Annotated in this window: 26 protein-coding genes; 17 read left to right on the top strand and 9 right to left on the bottom strand. The window is 70.0% G+C overall.

What is annotated here, in order from left to right; genetic code table 11:
• Positions 1–4: 4 nt before the first annotated feature.
• The gene (locus tag OHB01_RS09790; protein ID WP_142649582.1) at positions 5–643 is read right to left on the bottom strand and encodes a PadR family transcriptional regulator; all 639 of its coding nucleotides are present in this window, start codon (positions 641–643) and stop codon (positions 5–7) included.
• 125 nt (positions 644–768) lie between these two features.
• Between OHB01_RS09790 and OHB01_RS09785 the strand changes: the two genes are divergently transcribed.
• The 4 genes from OHB01_RS09785 (at position 769) to OHB01_RS09770 (ending at position 7,084) form a co-directional block, all read left to right on the top strand.
• Positions 769–1,152 carry a DUF5318 family protein gene (locus tag OHB01_RS09785; protein WP_142620120.1) on the top strand — a complete coding sequence of 128 codons (384 nt, stop codon included), beginning with the start codon at positions 769–771 and terminating at the stop codon, positions 1,150–1,152.
• A 504-nt stretch (positions 1,153–1,656) separates the two neighbouring features.
• Positions 1,657–4,263 carry a transglycosylase domain-containing protein gene (locus OHB01_RS09780; protein ID WP_328855239.1) on the top strand — a complete coding sequence of 869 codons (2,607 nt, stop codon included), beginning with the start codon at positions 1,657–1,659 and terminating at the stop codon, positions 4,261–4,263.
• Positions 4,264–4,366: 103 nt separating this feature from the next.
• Positions 4,367–5,734, top strand: a complete 1,368-nt coding sequence (locus OHB01_RS09775; RefSeq protein WP_142649578.1) for a glycosyltransferase family 87 protein — start codon at positions 4,367–4,369, stop codon at positions 5,732–5,734.
• 87 nt (positions 5,735–5,821) lie between these two features.
• Positions 5,822–7,084 (top strand): glycosyltransferase 87 family protein, encoded by a 1,263-nt coding sequence (locus tag OHB01_RS09770; RefSeq protein WP_328855238.1) that lies wholly within the window; start codon positions 5,822–5,824, stop codon positions 7,082–7,084.
• Positions 7,085–7,127: 43 nt separating this feature from the next.
• Here the strand turns inward: OHB01_RS09770 and OHB01_RS09765 are convergent, their stop codons facing one another.
• Positions 7,128–7,919, bottom strand: coding sequence for a deoxyribonuclease IV (locus tag OHB01_RS09765; protein WP_142649575.1), 792 nt, complete (start codon positions 7,917–7,919; stop codon positions 7,128–7,130).
• 185 nt (positions 7,920–8,104) lie between these two features.
• Here OHB01_RS09765 and OHB01_RS09760 point away from each other — a divergent pair, with 185 nt between their 5' ends.
• On the top strand, positions 8,105–8,281 hold the full coding sequence (locus tag OHB01_RS09760; RefSeq protein ID WP_168066207.1) for a hypothetical protein: 177 nt from the start codon (positions 8,105–8,107) through the stop codon (positions 8,279–8,281).
• Positions 8,282–8,422: 141 nt separating this feature from the next.
• Here OHB01_RS09760 and OHB01_RS09755 read toward each other — a convergent pair whose 3' ends face one another.
• Positions 8,423–8,668: a hypothetical protein gene (locus OHB01_RS09755; protein ID WP_240971726.1), complete on the bottom strand. Its 246-nt coding sequence runs from the start codon at positions 8,666–8,668 to the stop codon at positions 8,423–8,425.
• Between the two features lie 271 nt (positions 8,669–8,939).
• Here OHB01_RS09755 and rpsF point away from each other — a divergent pair, with 271 nt between their 5' ends.
• The 7 genes from rpsF to OHB01_RS09720 all read left to right on the top strand — a co-directional run bounded on the left by rpsF (position 8,940) and on the right by OHB01_RS09720 (position 13,482).
• Positions 8,940–9,230 (top strand): 30S ribosomal protein S6, encoded by a 291-nt coding sequence (rpsF, locus tag OHB01_RS09750; protein ID WP_142620127.1) that lies wholly within the window; start codon positions 8,940–8,942, stop codon positions 9,228–9,230.
• A 102-nt stretch (positions 9,231–9,332) separates the two neighbouring features.
• Positions 9,333–9,869: a single-stranded DNA-binding protein gene (locus OHB01_RS09745; RefSeq protein WP_142649572.1), complete on the top strand. Its 537-nt coding sequence runs from the start codon at positions 9,333–9,335 to the stop codon at positions 9,867–9,869.
• Positions 9,870–9,956: 87 nt separating this feature from the next.
• The gene (rpsR, locus tag OHB01_RS09740; protein ID WP_076439843.1) at positions 9,957–10,193 is read left to right on the top strand and encodes a 30S ribosomal protein S18; all 237 of its coding nucleotides are present in this window, start codon (positions 9,957–9,959) and stop codon (positions 10,191–10,193) included.
• Positions 10,194–10,212: 19 nt separating this feature from the next.
• Positions 10,213–10,659, top strand: coding sequence for a 50S ribosomal protein L9 (rplI, locus tag OHB01_RS09735; protein ID WP_142649570.1), 447 nt, complete (start codon positions 10,213–10,215; stop codon positions 10,657–10,659).
• Positions 10,660–10,838: 179 nt separating this feature from the next.
• Positions 10,839–11,720 (top strand): ABC transporter substrate-binding protein, encoded by an 882-nt coding sequence (locus OHB01_RS09730; RefSeq protein ID WP_328855237.1) that lies wholly within the window; start codon positions 10,839–10,841, stop codon positions 11,718–11,720.
• Positions 11,717–12,742, top strand: a complete 1,026-nt coding sequence (locus OHB01_RS09725) for an amino acid ABC transporter permease (protein WP_261985837.1) — start codon at positions 11,717–11,719, stop codon at positions 12,740–12,742. The genes OHB01_RS09730 and OHB01_RS09725 overlap by 4 nt, the downstream gene beginning before the upstream one ends.
• A complete protein-coding gene (locus OHB01_RS09720; protein ID WP_142649568.1) occupies positions 12,739–13,482 on the top strand; it encodes an amino acid ABC transporter ATP-binding protein in 744 nt (247 codons plus the stop codon). The genes OHB01_RS09725 and OHB01_RS09720 overlap by 4 nt, the downstream gene beginning before the upstream one ends.
• 2 nt (positions 13,483–13,484) lie before the next feature.
• Here the strand turns inward: OHB01_RS09720 and OHB01_RS09715 are convergent, their stop codons facing one another.
• The gene (locus OHB01_RS09715) at positions 13,485–14,813 is read right to left on the bottom strand and encodes an MATE family efflux transporter (RefSeq protein ID WP_142649567.1); all 1,329 of its coding nucleotides are present in this window, start codon (positions 14,811–14,813) and stop codon (positions 13,485–13,487) included.
• A 290-nt stretch (positions 14,814–15,103) separates the two neighbouring features.
• Between OHB01_RS09715 and dnaB the strand changes: the two genes are divergently transcribed.
• The gene (gene dnaB / locus OHB01_RS09710) at positions 15,104–16,471 is read left to right on the top strand and encodes a replicative DNA helicase (protein ID WP_185949022.1); all 1,368 of its coding nucleotides are present in this window, start codon (positions 15,104–15,106) and stop codon (positions 16,469–16,471) included.
• A gap of 231 nt (positions 16,472–16,702) precedes the next feature.
• Here the strand turns inward: dnaB and OHB01_RS09705 are convergent, their stop codons facing one another.
• Complete coding sequence (locus tag OHB01_RS09705; RefSeq protein ID WP_142649566.1) at positions 16,703–17,128, bottom strand: ester cyclase; 426 nt, start codon at positions 17,126–17,128, stop codon at positions 16,703–16,705.
• Positions 17,129–17,203: 75 nt separating this feature from the next.
• Between OHB01_RS09705 and OHB01_RS09700 the strand changes: the two genes are divergently transcribed.
• On the top strand, positions 17,204–17,845 hold the full coding sequence (locus OHB01_RS09700; protein WP_142649565.1) for a TetR/AcrR family transcriptional regulator C-terminal domain-containing protein: 642 nt from the start codon (positions 17,204–17,206) through the stop codon (positions 17,843–17,845).
• A gap of 226 nt (positions 17,846–18,071) precedes the next feature.
• On the opposite strand, the gene OHB01_RS09695 is transcribed toward OHB01_RS09700, so the two are convergent.
• Positions 18,072–18,626, bottom strand: a complete 555-nt coding sequence (locus OHB01_RS09695) for a PadR family transcriptional regulator (protein WP_142649563.1) — start codon at positions 18,624–18,626, stop codon at positions 18,072–18,074.
• A 78-nt stretch (positions 18,627–18,704) separates the two neighbouring features.
• On the opposite strand from OHB01_RS09695, the gene OHB01_RS09690 reads away from it, so the two are divergent.
• Together OHB01_RS09690 and OHB01_RS09685 are read left to right on the top strand one after the other, a co-directional pair.
• The gene (locus OHB01_RS09690; RefSeq protein WP_142649562.1) at positions 18,705–19,277 is read left to right on the top strand and encodes a hypothetical protein; all 573 of its coding nucleotides are present in this window, start codon (positions 18,705–18,707) and stop codon (positions 19,275–19,277) included.
• Positions 19,278–19,290: 13 nt separating this feature from the next.
• Positions 19,291–20,679, top strand: coding sequence for a carotenoid oxygenase family protein (locus OHB01_RS09685; protein WP_328855236.1), 1,389 nt, complete (start codon positions 19,291–19,293; stop codon positions 20,677–20,679).
• A 4-nt stretch (positions 20,680–20,683) separates the two neighbouring features.
• Here the strand turns inward: OHB01_RS09685 and OHB01_RS09680 are convergent, their stop codons facing one another.
• Positions 20,684–21,418 (bottom strand): metallophosphoesterase, encoded by a 735-nt coding sequence (locus OHB01_RS09680; protein WP_328708796.1) that lies wholly within the window; start codon positions 21,416–21,418, stop codon positions 20,684–20,686.
• 112 nt (positions 21,419–21,530) lie between these two features.
• Here OHB01_RS09680 and OHB01_RS09675 point away from each other — a divergent pair, with 112 nt between their 5' ends.
• A complete protein-coding gene (locus tag OHB01_RS09675) occupies positions 21,531–21,692 on the top strand; it encodes a hypothetical protein (protein WP_187280670.1) in 162 nt (53 codons plus the stop codon).
• Here OHB01_RS09675 and OHB01_RS09670 read toward each other — a convergent pair.
• Both OHB01_RS09670 and OHB01_RS09665 read right to left on the bottom strand, forming a co-directional pair.
• Positions 21,676–22,140 (bottom strand): SRPBCC family protein, encoded by a 465-nt coding sequence (locus OHB01_RS09670; protein WP_142649559.1) that lies wholly within the window; start codon positions 22,138–22,140, stop codon positions 21,676–21,678. The two genes, OHB01_RS09675 and OHB01_RS09670, sit on opposite strands and share 17 nt — an antisense overlap.
• Before the next feature lie 84 nt (positions 22,141–22,224).
• Positions 22,225–23,016 (bottom strand): helix-turn-helix domain-containing protein, encoded by a 792-nt coding sequence (locus OHB01_RS09665; protein ID WP_260617380.1) that lies wholly within the window; start codon positions 23,014–23,016, stop codon positions 22,225–22,227.
• Between the last annotated feature and the right edge of the window lie 48 nt (positions 23,017–23,064).

Here is a 23,064-nt window from a genome sequence, read left to right as displayed (position 1 = left end):
TCCTTTACCTATCTGCCTCGGGCGTGTCCGCCCTCTGGGTCTCTTCCTGTACGGCTTGCGCGGGATCCGGAGGGTGACCCCCCTCGCCGGGAGCCGAACGGCTCCGCCGTTCCGAGTCGATCAGCTCGTTCAACCAGCGGACCTCGCGCTCGACCGACTCCAGCCCGTGGCGCTGGAGCTCAAGCGTGTAGGTGTCCAGCCGCTCTCTCGTGCGGGCGAGAGCCTCACGGACGCGGTCGAGGCGTTCTTCAAGGCGGCTGCGGCGGCCCTCCAGGATGCGGAGCCGCACCTCCGCCTCCGTGTGGCGGAAGAAGGCGAAGTGGATGCCGAAGCTCTCGTCCTCCCAGGAGGACGGCCCCGACTGGCTGAGCAGCTCCTGCAGCCGCTCCTTGCCCTCCGCCGTGATCTTGTAGACGATCTTCGACCTACGGCCGAGAACCGTGTCCTCAGGAGGCTCCTCCTCGGCGATGAGGCCCTCGTTGAGCAGACCCCTGAGGCAGGGGTACAGCGAGCCGTAGGAGAAGGCACGGAACATGCCGAGCAGCGTGTTGAGCCGTTTGCGCAGCTCATATCCGTGCAAGGGCGTCTCGTTCAGCGATCCCAGGACGGCGAGCTCCAGCACACCTCCACGAGAGCCCGTCACTGGAACCACCCCCTGTGTCCGACCGATGTATCGACTCGATACATCCGCAGGATACGTCGGGGTGTCATAGATGGCAACGGGTCAACGGTTGGGCAAGATTCGGCAAAGGGTCGTAATCTGGCCGCATGTGGTCACAGCGGTCGGTCGTGGACTACGGCCTCGCTAAGCGGGCGGCCGTACAGTCCGTCCGCGCCGGCCGCATGCGGGCGCGGGACGTGTGCGACGCCCACCCCTACCTGCTCCGCGCGGCCCGGTTCCACGGAGAGCCGACGAGCCGCAGTTGCCCCATATGTGAACGACGCAACGTGACCAACGTCACATACGTATATGGGGACGAATTAGGACGAGTGGCCGGCCAGGCAAAAGGGATGGCCGAGCTCACCGCGATGGCGCGGGAATACCGCGAATTCCGCGTCTACGTGGTGGAGGTCTGCCAAGGTTGTTCTTGGAACCACCTGGCGGTGTCGTTCGTCCTCGGAACAGCCGATCCCCCGGGCCCTTCCCTGTAGGGCGGACCTCCACCTCCAGGAGGCGGCCCGCCGGCCTGCCGGCCGACGTCGATAATTCCCCGAACCATCTGACGAGGACGCGTGACTTACAGCAGCTACGGACCGGAGCCGACCGGCCGTCCCGAGGACGCCTCGGGCTCCGGTGGATCATCCCGCCCTGGGCGCCGTCGTCGCTCGCCCCGGGAATCCGACGAGTTCGGCGATTACGGAGAGTACGGAGAGTACGGAGAGTACGGCGAGCCCGTCCCGCCGCGGCAGCCCGGCAGGGGACCGGTCCCGCAGCCGCCCCGCGGCGCCCGGCCGGCCGGACCCGACCGCCGTCGTGAGGCGGCAGCCTTCGAGGACACGGCGGCCATGAACGCGGTGCCCCCCAGGCCGGAACCGCGGCCCGAACCCCGGCCCGAACCCCGGCCCGAACCGCGACCGGAGCAGGGCAGGCCGCAGCGACCGGTTCCGGGACCGCAGCAGGGAGGCCGGGGACCGGTGGGCGGCGGACGCCCGCCGATGGACCGTGACCCGCGCTACGCGGCCGGCCCCGGCGGTCCTGGTGGCCCGGGCGGTCCTGTGGGCCCTGGCAGGCCCGGCCGTCCCGGCGCGGACGAGCGCACCCAGGCGATGGGCATGCCGACGGGCGGATTCCCCCGCGACGGCCGCGATCCCCGGGGGGACGAGCAGCGCACCGAGGCCATCCAGACCGGCGGCCGCCGCCGCAGGCCCCCGGGCCGGGGTGGCCACGGCCCCGGCGGCCCCGGCGGCCCCGGTGGACCCGGTGGACCCGGTGGTCCGGGTGGGCCCGGCGGGCGCGGCCCCCGGGATCCGCGTGACTTCGACGACTTCGACGAGGACGACGAGAAGCCGCGCCGTACGGGCTGGCGGCGCTTCGTCCCGAGCTGGAAGATCCTGTTGGCGGCCTTCACCGTGCTGGCCGCCGGCACCTTCGGCATGATCGCGGTCGCCTACGCCAACACCCCGGTGCCCGAGGCGACGCAGGCGGAGGCCGTGGCCCAGGGCAGCGCCATCTACTACAACGACGGCAAGACGCTGATCGCCAAGGTGGGCACCCCGCGCGTCATCCTGGACAACATCAACAAGGTGCCGCGGCACGTCCAGGACGCCGTCATCGCGATCGAGAACGACACCTTCCGGACCGACAGCGGCATCTCGATCCCCGGCATGATCCGGTCGGTCTACATGACGGCGACCGGGCAGCAGCTCCAGGGCGCCTCGACCATCACCCAGCAGATGGCCCGCAACTACTACGACGGCCTCAGCCAGGAAGTGTCGATCAAGCGAAAGATCAAGGAGATCTTCGTCGCGGTCAAGCTCGACAAGTCGATGACCAAGGACCAGATCCTCCTGCAGTACCTCAACACGGTGCCCTTCGGCCGGGCGTACGGCATCGAGGCCGCCGCGCAGGCGTACTTCAAGAAGCACGTCGAACAGCTCACCGTGGAGCAGGGCGCCTATCTCGCCGCGCGCATCCAGACGCCCGCCCTGGACGCCGACTCCCCGCGGTTGCAGAGCCGGTTCAAGGACGTCGTCAACGCCATGGCGAGGCTCGACCCGGCCAAGTACGGCAAGCTGCCGGGCACGGCCAAGTTCCCCAAGACGGTTCCCGATCGCAACAGCAACGAGCTGGGCGGCCTGAAGGGCTACATGGTCGTCCAGGTGCTGCAGGAGCTGAAGACCCGGATGAACCTGCCGCCCGACCAGGTCAGGAGCGGCGGCTACAAGATCGTCTCGACCTTCGACAAGAAGCTCATGCAGGCCGCCAGGAAGGCGGTCATCGGCACCACCGCCAGCCTGCCGAAGGAGATCCACGCCGGTCTGGCCGCAGTGGACCCCAAGAACGGACGGGTGCTCGCCTTCTATGGCGGTGAGGACTACGTCAAGGACAACTGGAACGAACCGTTCGACTCCTACAAGCAGGCCGCCTCGGCGTTCAAGCCGTACGTGCTGGCCGCCTGGCTGGACGCCGGGCACAGCCTGAACAGCTTCGTGCCCGGCAACAAGACGGTGCCGGAGGAGCTCCCCGGCACCAAGCCCATCGGCAACAGCCACAACGTGGGGAACGCGATCAACGTCATCACGGCGACCGCCGACTCGGTCAACACGGCCTTCGCCTCGATGGCGTACAAGCTGGACGAGGAGAACGGCACGATCGGGCAGCTCAGCGCGGTGAAGCAGATCGCGGAGGAGGCCGGGCTCGGCAAGCAGCGCATGGAGGACGACGTCAAGGAGCACAAGTACGCGTTCTCCATCGGCAGCGCCCTGGTCACCCCGGTCGAGCAGGCCGCCGGCTACTCGATCTTCGCCAACGAGGGCAAGCACGTCGACTACCACGTGGTCAAGGAGGTCCGGAAGGACAAGGCGGTCGTCTTCGCCGAGCGCCGTGAGGTCAAGCAGGTGATCACGCCCGAGGCGGCGGCCGACTCCGTGGCGGCGATGGAGGAGGTCCTCAAGACGGGTACGGCGGCGGGCAGGGGCATCGGCCGCCCGGCCGCCGGCAAGACCGGCACGAACAACGACAACAAGGAAGCGTGGTTCGTCGGCTTCACCCCGCAGATCTCCACCGCGGTCGGCATGTACCGCGAGCAGTGCGTCACCAAGTCGGGCAAGATCGTCCAGCCCATTTACGCGAACTGCCCGGAGACCCCCGGCGGCAAGAAGAGCAAGAAGTACGGCCCGAACAATCCCTACTCCAAGCCCCGTGAGATATCGCTCGGCGCCGGCATCGAAGGCGCGACCTACCCGACCACCATCTGGCGGAACTTCATGATGGAGGCGCTCGCGGGCAAGCCCGTCGAGCAGTTCCCGCAGAAGGCCGGGCTGGGCAGCCCGGAGAACATCGTGCCGAGCCCGACGCCGACGCCCAGCCCGGAGCCCGACGACGCCGGGTTCCCGACGGACTTCCCGACCGACTTCCCCGACGACGGCAGCTGCTTCAACGGCGGCCCGGGATGTGACAGCGGCGACGGCCTCGGCGACGACCGGGGCCCGGGCGGTTCGGACGGCGGCCCCGGCGGCGACGACGTCCCGTTGAACATCAACCAGCCCCCGGCCGCGCTCCCGACCGGGTCGGGAAACGGCAGGAACGGCAGCGGCGCCTGATCCGCGATCCGGCGTCCCGAAGGGGCCCGCGGCGACTCCCGCCGCGGGCCCCTTCGGCGCGCGGAGTCGCCAAGCCGAGGCGTTGAATGGTGCAATACCGAGCATGACGACCCGGACCACGAACGACTCCGCCCCGCTGCCCGGGGTCGCCGCGCGGGCGGTGCCGTACCTGCCTCTCGGGCTTCTCGCGGGGCTCGGCGCCGTTCTCGCGTACCTGTGGAAATATCCCTGCCGGTTCGGCGGAGCCTGGAACGGCGGCGTCGGGCAGTTCACGAACTTCTGTTACACCGACATCTATCCGCTGTTCTGGGCCGAGAAGCTCAACGAGGGCAAGATCCCGTACGTCGACTATCCGGTCGAATACCCGGTGGGCATCGGCGGGATCATGGAGTTCGCCCGCCGCCTCGCGGGTGGCGACGGGGTCGTGTTCTACGACGTCACCGTGATCCTGATGGGAATCGCGCTGGTCGTGGGCGTGCTGCTCATGGCCGCGCTCGCCGGTCCCGCCCGCCGCTGGGACGCCCTCTGGTACGCCGTCGGCCCGGCCGTCATCCTCTGCGCGTACATCAACTGGGACCTCGCCGCCGGCGCCCTCGCGCTGGGCGGCCTGCTGGCCTGGGCCCGCAACCGGCCGTGGCTGGCGGGTGTGCTGCTGGCCCTCGCCGTGGCCACGAAGTTCTACCCGCTGATGTTCTTCGGCGCGTTGTTCCTGCTCACGGTGCGTACGGCGAAGTGGGTGCCGTTCCTCAAGACCCTCGCCGGGGCCGCGGGCGCGTGGCTGCTGGTCAACGTGCCGATCATGCTGGTCAACTTCGAGGGCTGGGAGAAGTTCTACGCGTTCAGCAGCGAGCGCGGCGCCGACTGGGGCGGGCTGTGGTTCTTCTTCCAGAAGACCGAGTGGTTCGGCATGGAAAGGCCCGGTTTCCTGGCCTTTCTCGGCGACGCGGAGAAGCTGAACACCATGGCCATGGCCGCGCTGGCGGTGCTCCTGCTGGGTGTCGCCGTGCTGGCGCTCGCCGCGCCGCGCCGCCCGCGCCTGATGCAGCTGTGCTTCCTCGCCCTGGCCGCCTTCATGATCACCAACAAGGTCTGGTCGCCGCAGTACGTCCTGTGGCTGGTGCCGTTCGCGGTGCTGGCCAGGCCGAGGTGGGGGGCGCTGGCCGCCTGGCAGGTCGCCGAGTGCTGGTACTTCTTCTCCATCTGGCTCTACCTGATCACCCAGTATCCCGACCACGCCGGGGAGGGCATCGGCGACGACCCCTACTTCCTGTCGGTCTGGGCCCGGGCGCTGACCATCGTCATCCTCATGGCGCTCGTCGTCCGCGACATCCTGCGGCCCGAGCACGACGTCATCCGCCAGGGAGAGGTCGACGACCCGTCGGGCGGGGTGTTCGATCACGCCGAGGACCGTCTCGTGTTGCGCCGTTCGCTCCTCTCACGAGGGGTGCGGCAGCAGCCGGAGACGGTGTGAAGCCGTGAAACTTACATCGGATTTCGCGCCCGTCGCGGCGCGGTTCCGAGCCGTCCGCGCGGAGGCATCGCGTAGCGTCGCGTGAGAGTGTCCGCGACGAACGGGGGAGACACGATGCACCGGAGGCCACCATGGCTCCTGCTGCTGGTGTGGGTCGTGACCAGGGTGATGCTCCTCCTCGTCGCGACCCAGACCATCCCGACCGGGCACGGCGTGGCGTTCAGGAACGACGTCACCCTCTATCGCCACTGGTCCGAGATCCTGGCGGAGGGACAGTTCCCGGCGGGTGACGAGAAGTGGCAGTACCCGCCGTTCGCGGCGCTGCCGCTGCTCGCCCCCCGGCTGCTGCCGCTGGGCTACCACGTCGCCTTCTATCTGCTGGCGGCACTGTGCGACCTCGCGATCCTGTTCCTGGTCTGGTGGTTTTCCACCGGCCGGCGCGGCGGGAGCCGTACGGGGCCGTGGGCGTGGACGGTGGGCGCGGCCCTGCTCGGCCCGGTGCTCGTCTCCCGTTATGACCTCATGGTCACGCTCGTGGCGGTGCTCGCGCTGACGGCGTCGGCCAACCCGGTGGTGCGCGGGTCGCTCATCGGCGCCGGGCTCCTCGTGAAGGTCTGGCCGGTCGCGCTGCTCGCCGGCCTGCGGCGGTGGCGCGAGCTGCTGACCGCGTCGTGGCTCACGGTCGCGGTCGCGGTCGGGGGATGCGGCGTGGCCGCCCTGACGATGCCGCACGCGCTGGACTTCCTGACCGCACAGGAGAAGCGCGGGCTGCAGATCGAGTCGCTCGCCGCCACGCCGTTCGCGCTCGCCCGGGCCCTCGGCTGGTGGGACGGCTACACCACCTATCGGCACGGCGCGATGGAGGCCGTCGGCGGCGGCGTGGGCGTCGCGACGATGGTGAGCCTGGCCGCCACGCCCGTGGCGCTGGCGCTGATCGGCCTGTGGTGGCTGCGCGCGGCCCCCAGCCCCCGGTCGTACTACGACGCCGCTCTCACGACCGTGCTCTTCCTGGTCGCCACCAGCCGGGTGCTGTCACCGCAGTACCTCGTGTGGGTGATCGGCATCGCCGCCGTCATCCTGTCGGTGCGGCGCGACCGGCCGGGCCCGACGCAGCGGCCGGCCGCCCTGCTCGTCATGGTCGCCGCCCTGCTGACGGGCGTCATGTATCCCTGGATCGAGCTGGACTACAGCTGGACGGGCACCCTGCCGGGGACGCTCGTGCTGGTCCTGCGCAACCTCGTCTTCCTCGCCGCGGCCGTCACGTCGTACGTGCAGTTGTGGCGCGCCACGCGCAGGCCCGCGGGGGTGCGGGACGAGCGAGGCGTTCAGACGCCCGTACCCGCTTCCTGACGTTTTCAATCCGCAGAGTTATCCACAGGGTGTGGACGAACGGCTACAGGTGCTTGCGCAGGAACGCGATGTCGTCGGCCTGGCCCTCGAACGGCGTCTCCACCACGATCGGCGCCCCGGCCGCCCGGCAGACCTCCAGGATCAGCTCGGGGTCGATCTGGCCGTTGCCGAGGTTGGCGTGGCGGTCGGCCCCGGAGTCGAACGCGTCGCGCGAGTCGTTGCAGTGCACGAGGTCGATGCGGCCCGTGATCGCCTTCACCCGCTCCACGAGGCCGGCGAGCTCCTCGCCGCCCGCGTGGAAGTGACAGGTGTCGAGGCAGAAGCCGACGACCGAGGGGTCCGGCGCCCCCGCCGTCACCGCGTCCCACAGCCGGGCGATGCGCTCCAGCTTCCGCGCCATCGCGTTGCCGCCGCCGGCCGTGTTCTCGATCAGCACGGGGATCGGGCACTCGGTGCGCTCGAAGACCTTGCGCCAGTTGTCGAAGCCGGTCTGCGGGTCGTCGCCCGCGTTGACGTGCCCGCCGTGGACGATCAGGCCCTTGGCGCCGATGGCCGCCGCCGCCTTCAGATGCGAATCGAGCAGCTTGCGGCTCGGGATGCGGATGCGGTTGTTCGCGGTGGCCACGTTGATGACGTACGGCGCGTGCACGTAGACGTCCACGTCCGAGGTGCGCAGGGCGTCGGCGGTGGCGGGCGTCACCGGGCCCTTCCAGCCCTGGGGATCGCCGAGGAAGAACTGCACCACGTCGGCGTCGCGGGCCGCCGCGTGCGCCAGCGGATCGTCCTGGTCGACGTGGGCTCCGATCCGCGGGCGGGCGCCGTTGTGGCTGTCCATGCCGTTCCTCCACCAATGCTTGTTGCCTGATCGCGAGGCCGCCGGACGCGAGGGGCGAACTCTAGGCGCTCTCCAAGAGCGTTTCAAGAGGGCGCGCTGTTTCAAGCGTGCGAAACAGGGCAGTCGCGTGTGCACGCGCCCCCCAGACCCGCGCGCGATACTACTTCGTCGTCAAGGAGACGAGCATGAGATATCGCTTAGGCAGCTTCGTCCTTCTCATCTACATCCTCGTCGGCCTCTATGTGGCCTGGCTCCACGACTACATCACCCCCACGCTCCTCAAGCAGGTCGCCCAGGCGCTGATCGCGGTCTTCCTGTGGTTCCTCGTGCTGCTCGGCGTGGACCTGCACATCGGCGGCTGAACGGTCACAGGCCAGGTGCGCAGGTGTCGGTTGTGCACGCGTCGGTCGCGCGGCGTCAGTTGCGCAGGTGTCGGTCGCGCAGGTGCCGGTTGCCCGGCATCAGTTGCCCGGCATCAGTTGCCCGGCATCAGTTGCGCGGCGTCAGTTGCGCAGCGAGAAACCGCGGGGGAAGAAGCCCCCGTGCGCGATGCCCAGCGCGGCGCCGACGAACGACCCCACGATCCCCACGATGATCAGCGCCCGCTGTCTGGTGGTCGACGAGACGAACTGGGCGTACAGCCCGCCCCAGAACCCGACCGCGCCCACCCACGACGCGATCATGTGGGCCGCCACGATGAAGCCCGTGACGAACGCCACCAGGCCACACACGAGCGTCGCGATCGTCATCGCGTTCTCCCGCGGGTGCGGCCTGCCGTCCGTGTCGAGTATGAAGTGACCGGGGCTTCTTCTTTTTCGGCCGATGGTGTTTCGCATCGCGCCTACCCCCTCTCCGACCTCCAGTTTCACTCTCCGGGCCGGGTGGGGCCAAGTGGCTGATAGCCTTATTCGACTGCGTCTGATAAGGGCCGGGGGGCATGCCTCCCGGCGCGAGGCGCAGGGTCCTCCTGTCACGGCAAGGCGTCGTGACCGCAAGAGTCCAGAGGAGGTTGGATCACACATGCGTCGCTACGAGATGATGGTCATTCTCGACCCGTCCCTCGACGAGCGCACCGTGCAGCCGTCGCTCGACCAGTTCCTCAGCGTCGTCCGCAACGACGGCGGCACCGTGGAGAAGGTCGACGTCTGGGGCCGTCGCCGCCTGTCCTACGACATCGCCAAGAAGTCCGAGGGCATCTACGCCGTGGTCGACCTGACCGCCGAGCCTGCCACCGTGAAGGAGCTGGACCGCCAGCTCAACCTGAACGAGGGCATCCTCCGCACCAAGGTCATCCGCCCCGAGCTCCACTGAGCTTCACTGGCAGCACCCCGAAGCCCGGCGATTTGTCGGGCCCGGGCCGTACTCTGAGCCTCTGACGGCTCAGCTGACGGGATAGGAAGGCGAAAGCGACCGATGGCAGCAGGCGACACCCAGATCACGATCGTCGGCAATCTTGTCGACGACCCGGAGCTGCGCTTCACCCCGACGGGGCAGGCCGTGGCCCGGTTCCGCATCGCGTCCACTCCGCGGTTCCTCGACAGGCAGACCAACGAGTGGAAAGACGGCGAGGGCCTGTTCCTCACCTGCAACGTCTGGCGGCAGGCGGCGGAGAACGTCGCCGAGAGCCTCCAGCGCGGCATGCGGGTGATCGTCCAGGGACGGCTGCGCCAACGGTCGTACGAGACCAAGGAAGGCGAGAAGCGCACGGTCTACGAGGTCGAGGTCGACGAGGTCGGCCCCTCGCTGCGCAACGCCACGGCGAAGGTCAACAAGACCTCGCGCCAGGGCGGTGGCGGCGGCGGCTTCGGCGGACCTGCCAACGACCCGTGGGCGACCGCGGCGCCTGCTCCGCAGGGGGGCTACGGCTCCGGCGGTGGCGGCGGCTTCGGCGGCGGCCCGCAGGGCGGCGGCGGCTTCGGCGGCGACTTCAGCGACGAACCGCCCTTCTAGGTCACCGGGGCCTTCCGGTCCCAACCACCGTAAACACAACCGAGCGACCATTCCCGCTTCATGCGGGGCTCTGAGAGGAGCACCACGATGGCGAAGCCGGCAGTGCGCAAGCCCAAGAAGAAGGTTTGCCTCTTCTGCCACGACAAGATCTCCTACGTCGACTACAAGGACACGGGACTGCTGCGGAAGTTCATCTCCGACCGCGGCAAGATCCGTGCTCGCCGGGTGACGGGCAACTGCACCCAGCACCAGCGCGACGTGGCGACCGCTATCAAGAACGCTCGTGAGATGGCCCTGCTGCCGTACACGAGCACCGCGCGCTGAGAAAGGAGACTCAGGACAAATGAAGCTCATCCTCACCACTGAGGTCTCCGGCCTCGGCGCTCCCGGCGACATCGTCGAGGTCAAGGACGGCTACGGCCGCAACTACCTCATTCCTCGTGGCTTCGCCATCCGCTGGACCCGCGGCGCCGAGTCGCAGGTCGCCTCGCTGAAGAAGGCGCGCGCCGCCCGCGAGATCCGCGACCTGGGCTCCGCCAAGGAGGTCGCCGGCCAGCTCGGCGCCCTCAAGGTGCGCCTCACGACCCGCGCGGGCGAGTCGGGCCGGCTGTTCGGCTCGGTCACGACCGGCGACATCGCCGAGGCCGTCAAGGCCGCCGGTGGTCCGCAGCTCGACCGCCGCCGCATCGAGATCGGCAACGCGATCAAGAGCGTCGGCACCCACAAGGTGAGCGTCCGGCTGCACCCGGAGGTCGCCGCCACCATCGACGTCGAGGTGGTCGCGGGCTGACACCCGTCGCAGTTCCGTCGAGGGTCCTTCTCCGTACGCCGGAGAGGGGCCCTTCGCGGTTCTGTGGGCCGTCCGGTGAGGAGTGATTCCCCTCAGGTCAACAGGGGTTATACGGAACGCTAGTATCTTGCCGTCCGATTCAGCGGATTTCGTGGAAACACCCCTCGATGGAGGCTGCGATGCGCCGTCCCTCACTCCTGCTGGCGTCCGGCGCTCTCGTGCTGGCGGCCGCCGCCTGCGCTCCGGCGGACGACACCTCCACCACCGCGAGCGCCGCCGCGAGCCCGGTCGGCTCCGCCGCCGCGGACGCGTGCGCGAAGGAGAGCCTCAAGCTCATCACCCCCGGCAAGCTCACGATCGGCACCGACAAGCCGGCGTACGAGCCGTGGTTCAAGGACGACAACCCCTCCAACGGGCAGGGGTTCGAGAGCGCGGTCGCCTACGCCGTGGCCGAGAAGATGGGATTCACCAAGGACGAGGTCACCTGGGCGGTCGTGCCGTTCGACTCGTCGTTCGCCCCGGGGCCCAAGCAGTTCGACTTCGACGTCAACCAGATCTCGATCACCCCCAGCCGGGCCAAGGCCGTCGACTTCAGCCAGGGCTACTACACGGTCAAGCAGGGCGTCGTGGCCCTCGACGGCACGAAGTTCGCCTCCGCCACGAGCCTCGCCGAGCTCAAGGACGCCAAGATCGGCGTGCAGGCCGGCACCACCGCGCTGGAGGCGGTGCGGTCGGTCATCCAGCCCTCCAAGGACCCGAGCGTGTTCAACCAGCAGGTCGACGCGGTCAACGCGCTGAAGAACAAGCAGATCGACGCCATCGTCGTCGACCTGCCGACCGCCTTCTACGTCACCGCCGCCCAGGTGGAGGGCTCGAAGATCGTCGGGCAGTTCGACGCGAACGCCGGGGAGCCCGAGGAGTTCGGCCTGCTGTTCCAGAAGGGCAACCCGCTGGTGAGCTGCGTCGACAAGGCGCTCGGCGAGCTGAGGTCGTCCGGTGAGCTGGCGCAGATCGAGAGCCAGTGGCTGACCGCCGCCGCGGGCGCGCCGGAGCTCAAGTGACCGAAGGAGAGGCGGCCGGCTCGCCCGTGGCAGAACCCGAGGCCGCGGAGTCGCCGGCGGGGAATCCGGAGGCCGCGGGATCGCGGGAGGGGGATCTGCGGGCCGAGCCGGGGGGAACGTCGCTGCCCTCGGAGGCCGCCGCGCCGGTGGGAAGCCCCGGACGCGGGGAGTCACCCGTATGGGTGAAGAGCGAGCGCCAGCTCCGCCGGGAGGCGGAGCTGCGCGGCCGGGCACGGCGGTCCGTCTCCGTCGCGACCGCGTCCACGATCGTCGTGGTGGTCGCCCTCGTCGTCGGGATCACCTCGTCGCCGGGGTGGCCGAGGGTGCGGGAGACCTTCCTCAGCCCCGAGGCGTTCGTCGCCGCGCTGCCCGACGTGCTGCGTGGTTTCGTGCTCAACATCGAGATGTTCCTCATCGCCGAGGTGTTCATCCTCGTGCTGGGGCTCCTCGTCGCAGTGGTACGCGGCCTGCGCTCACCGGTGTTCTTCCCGCTGCGCGCGCTGGCCGTGATCTACACCGACGTCTTCCGCGGCATCCCGACCATCCTGCTCATCTATCTGGTCGGGTTCGGCATTCCGGCACTCGCTCTGCAAGGCGCACCCAGTGACCCGGTCACCCTCGGCATCATCGCGCTCGTGCTGTCCTACGGCGCGTACGTCGCCGAGGTGTTCCGGGCGGGCATCGAGTCGGTGCACCCGAGCCAGCGGGCGGCGGCGCGATCGCTGGCGCTGACGCAGGGCCAGACCATGCGTCACGTGGTGCTGCCGCAGGCCGTCCGCCGGGTGATCCCGCCGCTGCTCAACGACTTCGTCTCGCTGCAGAAGGACACCGCGCTGGTCTCCGTGCTCGGCCCGCTGGAGGCGCTGCGGCAGGCGCAGATCCACAAGGACCTCGACTTCAACTTCACGCCCTACCTGGTGGCCGCGCTGCTGTTCATCCTGCTGACGGTGCCGATGGCCCGGTTCACCGACCATCTCGCCGCGCGGGCGGCCCGGCGCCAGACGGGAGGCGGCACGGCATGAGCCTGCTCAAGGTCGAGGGCGTCTGGAAGCACTACCAGGGGCTGAGCGTGCTGCGCGGGATCGACCTGGAGGTCGCCCCGCACGAGGTGGTCTGCCTGATCGGCGCGTCCGGCTCGGGCAAGTCGACGCTGCTGCGCTGCGTCAACCTGCTGGAGACGATCGACGACGGCGCGATCCACCTGGACGGCACCGAGATCACCGACGTGCGGGCCGACCCCGACGACGTGCGCCGCCGCATCGGCATGGTGTTCCAGGCGTACAACCTGTTCCCGCACATGACAGTGCTCGACAACATCACGCTCGCGCCCCGCAAGGTGCACGGCGTGCGGCCCGAGGAGGCCGAGGCGCGGGCGCGCGAGCTGCTCGACCGGTTCGGGCTGGCCGACAAGGCGGGGGAGTATCCCGACCGGCTGTCCGGCGGCCAGCAGCAGCGGGTCGCCGTCATCCGCGCGGTCGCGACCGATCCCCGCCTGCTGCTGCTCGACGAGGTCACCTCAGCGCTCGATCCGACGCTGGTCACCGAGGTGCTCGGCGTGATCCGCGAGCTCAAGGAGGCCGGGATGACGATGATCCTGGCCACCCACGAGATGGGCTTCGCCCGCGACATCGCCGACATCGTGTGCTTCCTCGAAGGCGGCGTGCTGCTGGAGAGCGGCCCGCCCGAGCAGATCTTCAGCGCGCCCGAGCATCCGCGCACGCAGGCGTTCCTCCAGCGCGTGCTGGAGGCCCGCCGCATGTGAGTTCAGGCGGCCGTCCGCGAGGCGCCCGTGACCATCCAGGCGGTGCCGTACGCGCGGAGTGCCAGCGTGACGAGCCGGGCGGTCATCCAGACGCCGAGCGCGAGCCACAGGGCCACCAGGGTGCCCGCGACGGCGGCGAACGGCAGGTAGGCCAGCGTCGTCCACAGCCCCGCCCAGGCGAGGTAGCGCTGGTCGCCGGCCCCGATGAGCACGCCGTCGAGCACGAACACGACGCCCGCGACCGGCTGCAGGAGCGCGACCGGCCACAGCACGGAGAGCAGCTCGGCGGCCGCCTCGCCGTGCGCGTCGAACAGGGCGGGCACCAGCGGGCGCGCGAGCAGGACGGCCGCGCAGAACACGACGCCGCATCCGACACCCCACATCACCATGCGCCTGGTGGCCTCGCGGGCGCCCGTGACGTCGCCCGCGCCCAGCGCGCGGCCCGTGATGGCCTGCCCCGCGATCGCGATGGCGTCGAGCCCGAAGGCGAGGAACGTCCAGATGCGGGCGGCGATCGTGTGCGCGCCGATCTGGTCGTCGCCCATCCGGGTCGCGATCGAGGTGGCGACGAGCAGCACGGCCTGGAGGCATGCCGTACGGACGACCAGGGCGAACCCGGCGGCGCCGGCGGCCCGCACACCGGCGAGGTCGGGCAGCAGCGAGGCGCCGTGCGCACGGGCGGTCCGCACGACCAGCGCGAGGTAGGTCGCGGCGGCCAGCGACTGCGCGACGACCGTGCCCCAGGCCGATCCGGAGATCCCCCAGCCGAGGCCGAGCACGAACCAGATGTTCAGCAGCCCGTTCAGCCCGAACGACGCGATGGACACGGCCAGCGGCGTGCGGGTGTCCTGCAGCCCGCGCAGCACGCCGGTGCCGGCGAGGACCAGCAGCATGCCGGGGGTGCCGAGGAGACTGATGCGCAGATAGGTGACGGCCTGCGCGGCGAGCTGGCCGGTCGCTCCGAACAGGTGTACGATAAACGGAGCAAGAGGCCAGCACACCACACCGACGGCCAGTCCGATGATCGCGGCCAGCCACAGGCCGTCCATCCCCTGGCGCATCGCCTGCCTGACGTCCCCCGCCCCCAGTCTCCGTGCGACCGCGGCGGTGGTGGCGTACGCGAGGAACACGCACAGCCCGACGAGGGCCGACAGGGCCGCGCTGGCCACGCCGAGAGCGCCGAGCGCTGGATCGGGGAGGTGGCCGACGATGACGGAGTCGGTGAGCAGGAAGAGCGGCTCGGCCACCAGTGCCCCGAATGCCGGGATCGCGAGCCTGAGGATCTCCCTGTCATGGGCACGGCCGTGTCCGGTCCCAGAGGTAAGTGGCATAAGCCTATTTTGCGGCTTACTGAGCCATGCTCGATCGGTATCGAAATCTCCGGTGACTTTCTTTCCTCCACAGGCCGTGGATATCGAAATCCCAGGTGGCGGCGGTCTTCGCCGACGTGGTCACACCGCTGTCCACAGGGTCGTCCCCAGGCTTTTCACATGTCGGGGGAGCGGACTGCACACGTTGTCCACAGGGTTGTCCACTGGTCAAGTTGCCGCCCGGCCCCGGGGTTGGGGAGACTTGCGCACCGGGCTGGGGTTGCTGTGACCGCTGGGCAGGGGGTGTGAGGGTGAGCGTGCTCGACTTCCCGGGGGGACCCGGAGGCTCCGATTCGACGTTCGAGCGGACGCCGCCACACAACATCGAGGCCGAGCAGTCGGTGCTGGGCGGCATGCTGCTGTCCAAGGACGCCATCGCCGACGTCATCGAGGTGCTGCGCGCCGACGACTTCTACCGGCCGGCCCACCAGATCGTCTTCGAGGTGATCACCGACCTGTACGGCCGGGGCGAGCCCGCCGACTCGGTGACCGTCTTCGACGAGTTGCAGAAGCGCGGCGAGGTCGCCCGGGTCGGCGGCGGCGCCTACCTGCACACGCTGACCGCGATCGTGCCCACCGCCGCCAACGCCGGCTACTACGCCAAGATCGTCCGCGAGCAGGCCGTGCTGCGCCGCCTCATCGAGGCCGGCACCCGCATCGTCTCCTACGGCTACGGTGGCCAGGGCGAGGAGGTCGACGACCTGGTCGACCGCGCGCAGGCCGAGATCTACAAGGTCACCGAGCGCCGCACCTCCGAGGACTACCTCCCGCTGTCGGAGATCATGCCGTCGGCCCTCGACGAGATCGAGGCCATCGGCAGCCGCGGCGGCCAGATGGTCGGCGTCCCGACCGGTTTCCAGGATCTCGACGCCCTGACCAACGGCCTCCACCCCGGCCAGATGATCGTCGTGGCCGCCCGCCCGGCGATTGGAAAAAGCACCCTAGGTCTGGATTTCGCCCGATCTGCGGCGATTAAGCATGGGATGACCACGGTCATCTTCTCGCTGGAGATGTCGCGCAACGAGATCACCATGCGTCTGCTGTCCGCCGAGGCGCGGGTGGCGCTGCACACGATGCGCTCGGGCATGATGAGCGACGACGACTGGACGCGGATGGCCCGCCGGATGGGCGAGGTCGCCGAGGCGCCGCTGTTCATCGACGACTCCCCGAACATGTCGATGATGGAGATCCGGGCCAAGTGCCGCCGCCTGAAGCAGCGTCACGACCTGCGCTTCGTGATCGTCGACTATCTCCAGCTCATGAGCTCGCCCAAGAAGACCGAGAGCCGTCAGCAGGAGGTCTCGGAGCTGTCCCGTGCGCTGAAGCTGCTGGCCAAGGAGCTGGAGGTGCCGGTCATCGCGATCTCCCAGCTCAACCGTGGCCCCGAGCAGCGTACGGACAAGCGCCCGCAAGTGTCGGACCTACGTGAATCGGGCTCGATCGAGCAGGACGCCGACATGGTCATCCTGCTGCACCGGGAGGACGCGTACGAACGGGAGTCGCCGCGTGCGGGCGAGGCGGACCTGATCGTGGCCAAGCACCGAAACGGCCCCACGGCCACGGTGACCGTGGCGTTCCAGGGTCACTACAGCCGCTTCGTGGACATGGCGACGCACTAGCTTCCTGATCATTTGTTCGATTTCGTGTTATGTCGTATGGGTCGCGAGGAATCATGACAACCCATCCGGCACCACGACGATCGTCAACGTCAAGGTCTTCGACGGTCTCCGGCTGCTCGACGCCGTCACCCTCCGGGACGGCCTGATCGAGGCCGTGGGCCACGGGCCTGGCACGGACGGCGAGTCGTTCGGCGGCCGGGCCGCGGCGAGCCCCTGACGGCCGTACACAGGTCAGTCGACCTCGGGCCAGTCCCAGCCGAGCTGGAAGAACATGCCCAGGCGGTCGCTCACCGCGCGCATCTCGGAGATCTTCCCCTCCCGCAACGTGAGAATGAAGATCGCCTCGACCGTGAACGAACGGTGGGTGGGCTCCGGCATCCGCGGGTGGGAGCCGGAGTTCACCCCCGTCATCGTCAGCCGCGCGGTCACCCGGTGGCCCTCGCCGATCATCTCCTCGACCTTCAGGTGGAAGGGGTCGAACGCGTCGAGCTGCTGGGCGATCGCGTCGAACGCCGCGCCCGGCTCGTCGGGCTCCCCGTGGATCACCTTGTTGTGGTCGATCACGTCGTCGGTCATGTAGCGGCGCAGGTCGCCCAGCCTCCGGTCGTTGATGGCGTCGAACAGGCCCTGGACGACGGTCTTCGCGGCGGTGCTCATGATTGCTCCCCTTCTTTTCTTACGGCGTAAGAGAACGATATTCTTACGCCGTAAGAGACGTCAAGTGGAGGACCGATGCCGAGAGCGGGACTGTCCAAGGAGAAGGTGCTCGCCGCCGCGCTGGCCCTGGTCGACAGGGAGGGCATCGCGGCGCTGTCGATGCGCAAGCTCGGCGCGGAGCTGGGCGTGGAGGCGATGACGCTCTACTACTACGTGCCGAACAAGGACGCCGTCCTCGACGGGCTGATCGACATGGCGGTCTCGCGGGTAACGGTGGAGCCGGTGGGCCCGTGGCGGGAGTGGCTGCGCGCCTTCGCGGTCGCGATCCGGCGGGAGCTGCTCGCGCACCCCGCCCTGCTGCCGCTGGTCGCCACCCGGCCGGTGCTCGCGCCCGGCGGCCTGGCGACCGTGGAACGGATGGCGGCCGTGCTGCGGGACGAGGGGTTCGGCGCGCTGGAGGGGCTTCGGCTCGTCAACGCGGTGGCGACGTTCGTGGTGGGGCACACGCTGGCCGAGGCCGGAAGCACACCGGGGCACGGCGAACCGGACGTCGCCGGTGTGATGGAGAGCCTCGACCCGGGGGAGTATCCCGTGCTGGCCGAGGCGGTGCGCGCCGGGCTCGGCAGCCCGCAGGACCATCAGGAGCGCTTCGACCGCGCGCTCGACGCCCTGCTCGACGGCCTCGGGCCCGGTGCTCTCCGCAAAGCCTCCCGATAGGCGGCGTCCTCGGGGTGCGGCGCACACGCCACGTCGGGCGCGGACCGGCGGCCCGGTCACCGTCCGGCGCAGGCCGGCAGTCACCCAGGCGGGTCGCCGGGGAGGAGAGCCGAGGCGGTGGGCACGGGATTCCTCGCGAGGGCCGAGGACGGCGCGGGGCCCGGGAAGGCGTCACTCGGCCCCGGGCCCGAGGACGGCTCGGGGATAGCGCCGGGCCCGGAGGTCGTTACTCGGCCCGAGGCCGACCGGCCTTTTCGGGTTCCAGCTCCGCCATCCGCGCGGCGGCCCATTCGGCCCATTCGCGCTGCGCGGCGGTCAGGCGCAGGCCCCACTCCAGCGCGATGTCGCCGTACAGCCGCAGCGCGTCGCCGCCCTGGCCGATGACGAACTCGCGGATGCCGAGGAGCTGGTCGTGCTCGTGGACGGCCCGCTCGGCCAGCCGTTCCAGATAGCCGCGGGCGGCGTCGGCGCCGACCTGGTCGAGGAAGAAGACCCGCAGCAGCATGTCGCTGCGCCGGGACATGGTGGGCGGCACCTCGACCAGCCAGTGGCGTAGCTCGGCCCGGCCCTCCTCGGTGATCTCGTATTCCTTGCGCCCGCGCGGGCCCTCCGCCGCGACCCGCACCAGCCCTTCCTTGGCCAGCCGGCCCAGCTCGGCGTAGAGCTGGCTCTGGGTCGCGGGCCAGACGTTCTCCAGCGACAGTTCGAAGGTCTTCAGCAGGTCGTAGCCGCTGGCGGGCCCGGCCGACAGGAGACCGAGCATGGCATGACGAAGGCTCATGGCTCCGATCGTACATTCCTGTGTTGACATGTCGCTAGTGGAGGTTCTACGTTCGACATGTCACTGATGGAACGTCGAATGAAGGAACCCCCCGTGCTTCGCTACGTCCTCACCTTCCTCCCGTGGATCGCCTTCGCCGTCCTCAGCACGAACGGCGAGGCCAGGCTCGGAGCCACGGCCGCGCTCCTCGTCTCGCTCGTGCTGCTCGCCGCCGACCGCAGGGGCGGGCGCGGCTGGGACGAGCTGGTCATCGAGCTCAGCTCGGGGGTGTTCTTCGCGGGTCTGACGCTGGCCGCGTTCACGATCATGCCGGCGCCCTTCGGCGAGTACGGCCCGGCCGTCTCGGTGGCCTGGCTGGCGCTCACCGCCTGGGGGTCGCTGGCGATCCGCAAGCCGTTCACGCTGGGCATCGCCCGCCGGACGACCCCGGCAGAGGTGCAGGCGACCCCGCTGTTCTACCGGGTCAACGCCGTCATCACCGCTGTGTGGGCGGTGGGCTTCACCCTCAACGCCGTCGGCCTCGCCCTGCTGTTCGCCTTCGCCCCGCACGCCACCGTCGCGATCATCGCGGTGAAGGTCTGCGGCTTCGCGCTCCCCGCGCTGTTCACCATCCGCTACCCCCAGATCGTCCGCGCCCGCTACGCCGCCTGATCGGAGCCCCGCCATGACAACGCAGCCGACCACCACGACACCGACCACCACGACACCGACCACCACGACACAGACGACCACAGAGCCGACGACCATGAAGCCGACCGCCTCCTACCTGACCGGCCGCCTCGCTCCCGTCCCCGACGAGATCGACGCGATCGACCTGCCCGTCGAGGGCACGCTGCCGCCCGAGCTCACCGGCCGCTACTTCCGCAACGGCCCCAACCCCCGCCCCGGGGAGGACGGCGGGCACTGGTTCGTCGGCCACGGCATGATCCACGGCATCCGGCTGCGCGACGGGCGGGCCGAGTGGTACCGCAACCGCTGGGTCCGCACCAAGCGCTTCGCCGGCGCGCCGTACGTGCACGAGCGCGGGGTGGACCTCGCGGCCGTGCCCGCCAACACCCATGTGATCCGGCACGCCGACAAGATCCTCGCGCTCGTGGAGAACGGCCTGCCGTACGAGATGACGCCCGAGCTCGACACGGTCGGCCCCTGCGACTTCGGGGGGAGGCTGGCCACCGCGATGACCGCACACCCGAAGGAGGACCCGATCACCGGGGAGCTGCACTTCTTCGGGTACGGCTGGGCCAAGCCCTACCTCACCTATCACCGGCTGTCGGCCGGCGGCGAGCTGGTGGAGAGCCGGCCGATCGACGTGCCGGGGCCCACCATGGCCCACGACTTCGCGATCACCCGGCACCACGTGGTGTGGCTCGACCTGCCGGTCGTCTTCGACTTCGCCCTGGTGGGCCGGGGCATGCCGTACCGGTGGGACGACGCGTACGGCGCGCGGCTGGGCGTGATGAGCCGCGCCACCGGCGATGTGCGGTGGTTCGACATCGACCCCTGCTACGTCTTCCATGTGGGCAACGCGAGCGAGGACGACCACGGGCGCGTCGTCGTCGACGCGGTGCGCTACTCGCCGGGGGCGTTCTGCGGCTTCTGGCCGACCATCGGCGGCGCGGCCAGCCCGGCCGCCCACACCGGGGGCGCGGCCCTGCACCGCTGGACGCTCGACCCCGCCACCGGCGTCGCGCGCGACGAGCAGCTCGACGACCTGGACGTCGAGTTTCCCACGATCAACGAGACGCGCACCGGCCTGACCAGCCGTTATGTCTACGCGGTCGGCAAGGACGCGATCGTGAAGTACGACACCGCGAACGGCACGAGCCGGGCCCACCAGACGGGCGAGCGCTCGCCGGGCGAGGCCGTGTTCGTCCCCGCGTCGGACGCCGGGGCCGAGGACGAGGGCTGGCTGCTGTCGATCGCGACCACCGAGCACGGTGCCGAGCTGCTGGTGCTCGACGCGTCGGACCTGGCCCGGGTGGCGTCCGTACGGCTGCCGCGCCGGGTGCCGGCCGGGTTCCACGGCTCGTGGATCCCCGACGAGGCTCCGTGAAAGATCAGGGAACCGGGCGATAGTGAGTGGTGATCCGGCCGTCGTCCAGCACGTGGAGGGCGATGGCCGGAGGCAGGTCGTAGTCGAGCGCAGGACGCCCCGATGCCTCGGACGGCAGCAGCGCGGTGCTCACCACTCCCGGCGCGACCAGCAGCGGCAGCCCGGCGAACGTCGTCGCCGCCGCGGTGTGGGCGTGCCCGGCCAGCACCGCGACGACATGCGGGTGGCGGCCCAGCACCTCCGCCAGCCCCTCCGGCCGCCCGAGCCGGATGCCGTCCACGTACGGGATGCCGAGTGCGACGGCCGGGTGGTGCATCCCGACGAAGGCGGGGACGCCGGGTGTGGCGGCGAGCACGGAGTCGAGCCAGGCCAGGGTGTCGTCGTCCAGCGCGCCCTCGGGGCGGCCGGGGATGCTGGAGTCGCACAGCGCGATCGTCGCGTGGGCGAGGTTGAGCGCCTGGTTGACCGGGCGGTCGCCGTCCTGCTCCAGCAGGACCTTGCGGAGGTCGCCGCGGGTGTCGTGGTTGCCCGGGCACAGCACGAGCGGCACGTCGTCACCGGCGATCAGCTCGCGGACGGTCTCGTACTCCTCCACCGCGCCGTGGTCCGCGAGGTCGCCGGTGAGCACGATCGCGTCGGGCCGCAGCGACCGCGCGTAAGTGAGCGCGCGGGCGGCACGCGAGGTGTTCCGCTCGCTTCCATCGATGTGGATGTCACTGACGTGCGCCAGCACGAGCATGTGATACCTCCCGTGCGGAATGGGAACTCCAGCTTCTCACGCAAGGATCGTGTGAGGCAGATCTCACCGAGACCGTGACAGGGCTGTCGCGGCCGGACGCCGGCATCACGGCATGCACGACGACATCGAGCTCACCACCTGCGGCATCATCACCACCGGCGTCGAGGACGTCCCGGAGATCCGGGCCTTCAACGAGGAGCTGGAGCGGCGATCCGCGGCACAGACCCCGATCTGGCGCGGGCGGTCGCAGGAGTCGTTCACGAACCGCGGGTAGACCGCCCGGACAGGCGTTCGGCGAGGATGCGGGCCCTGGCGAGCTGCACCTTCCGCGCCTGGCCCGCCGCGAAGCCGATCACGAGCCACGGCGCGCTCAGGTCGAGCCGGTCGTCCACGCGCGTGCCGCCGTCCTCCGGCGACAGGTCGAAGCGGTAGCCCATCCGCACGCCGCCGGGGCTGTCCACCTGGCCCCGTACGGACAGTCGCTCGGCCGTGCGCTCGGTCAGCAGCGTGACGGCGATGGGGTTGTCGTATTTCAGGCCGAGGAAGCGGAACCGCTCGATCGAGGTGTAACGCACCACCCCCGGCTCCGACCGGTCGACGTCGCGCACGGCCACCACGAGCGGCGACAGGCCGATGTAACTCTCGGGCGTCGTGAGGTGCTCGAAGACCTCCTCCGGCGCGGCGTCCACGTGGAACGTGTTGGTCAGCACCCGTGCGGGCACCCCGGTCTCCTCACCCTGGATCTTGGTTGAGGGAATTGTGGCAGGGCCGTATCGCCGCACGGACGCCGGATGATCTCCGGACGATCACGAAGAGCTGCCATGGAGGAACGCCGCCGTCGCGGGGTCGGCCGGATAGAACGACTCGATGGCCAGCTCGGAGACCGTGATGTCGAGCGGGGTGCCGAAGGTCGCCACGATGCTGAAGAACGACAGCTCCCGCCCGGCCCGCCGCACCCGGAGCGGCACGAGGATGTCCCCGGGGCCGGGCAGCTCCACCTCGGGTTCGGGCTGGTCGCAGGGATATTCGCGCAGTTCGGCGTACAGCTCGGCGAGCCGCGGGTCGGCGGTGAGCGTGATCTGCCGCCGCAGCCGGCCGAGCAGGTGCGCCCGCCACTCGCCCAGGTTGACGATGTGCGGGGCGAGCCCCTCGGGGTGCAGGCTGCCCCGCAGCACGTTGCCCAGCAGGTCGGGGTCGATGCCCTCCGCCAGCAGCCCGATGCCGTCGTTGGCGTCGACGAGGTTCCAGAGCCGGTCCACCACCACGGCGGGAAAGGGATCGTGGGCCGACAACAGCCGCCTGATCGCGTCGTACACCGCCGCCATCTGCGGCGAGGCGAGCGGAGACTCGCCATAGACGGGGGCGTATCCCGCGGCCAGCAGCAGGTGGTTGCGCTCCCGGAGCGGGAGATCGAGGTGCTCGGAGAGGTGGAGCACCATGTCACGGCTCGGCGTGGCCCGGCCGGTCTCCAGGAAGCTGATGTGCCGGGTGGAGATCTCGGCGCGGTTGGACAGGTCGAGCTGGCTCATCCGCCGGTGCTCGCGCCACTGGCGCAAAAGCTCCCCGAACGACCGCTGATAGGGCGTTGCGACGGTCACGCCCTGGACGCTATCCGGTCGCCGATCGGCCCGGCGATTACCTGTGAG

Origin of the sequence: Microbispora hainanensis (assembly GCF_036186745.1) — a bacterium.
Taxonomy (GTDB): Bacteria; Actinomycetota; Actinomycetes; order Streptosporangiales; family Streptosporangiaceae; genus Microbispora.
The sequence above is the reverse complement of the archived record's forward strand: the minus strand, read 5'-3'. Positions and strand labels throughout refer to the sequence as shown.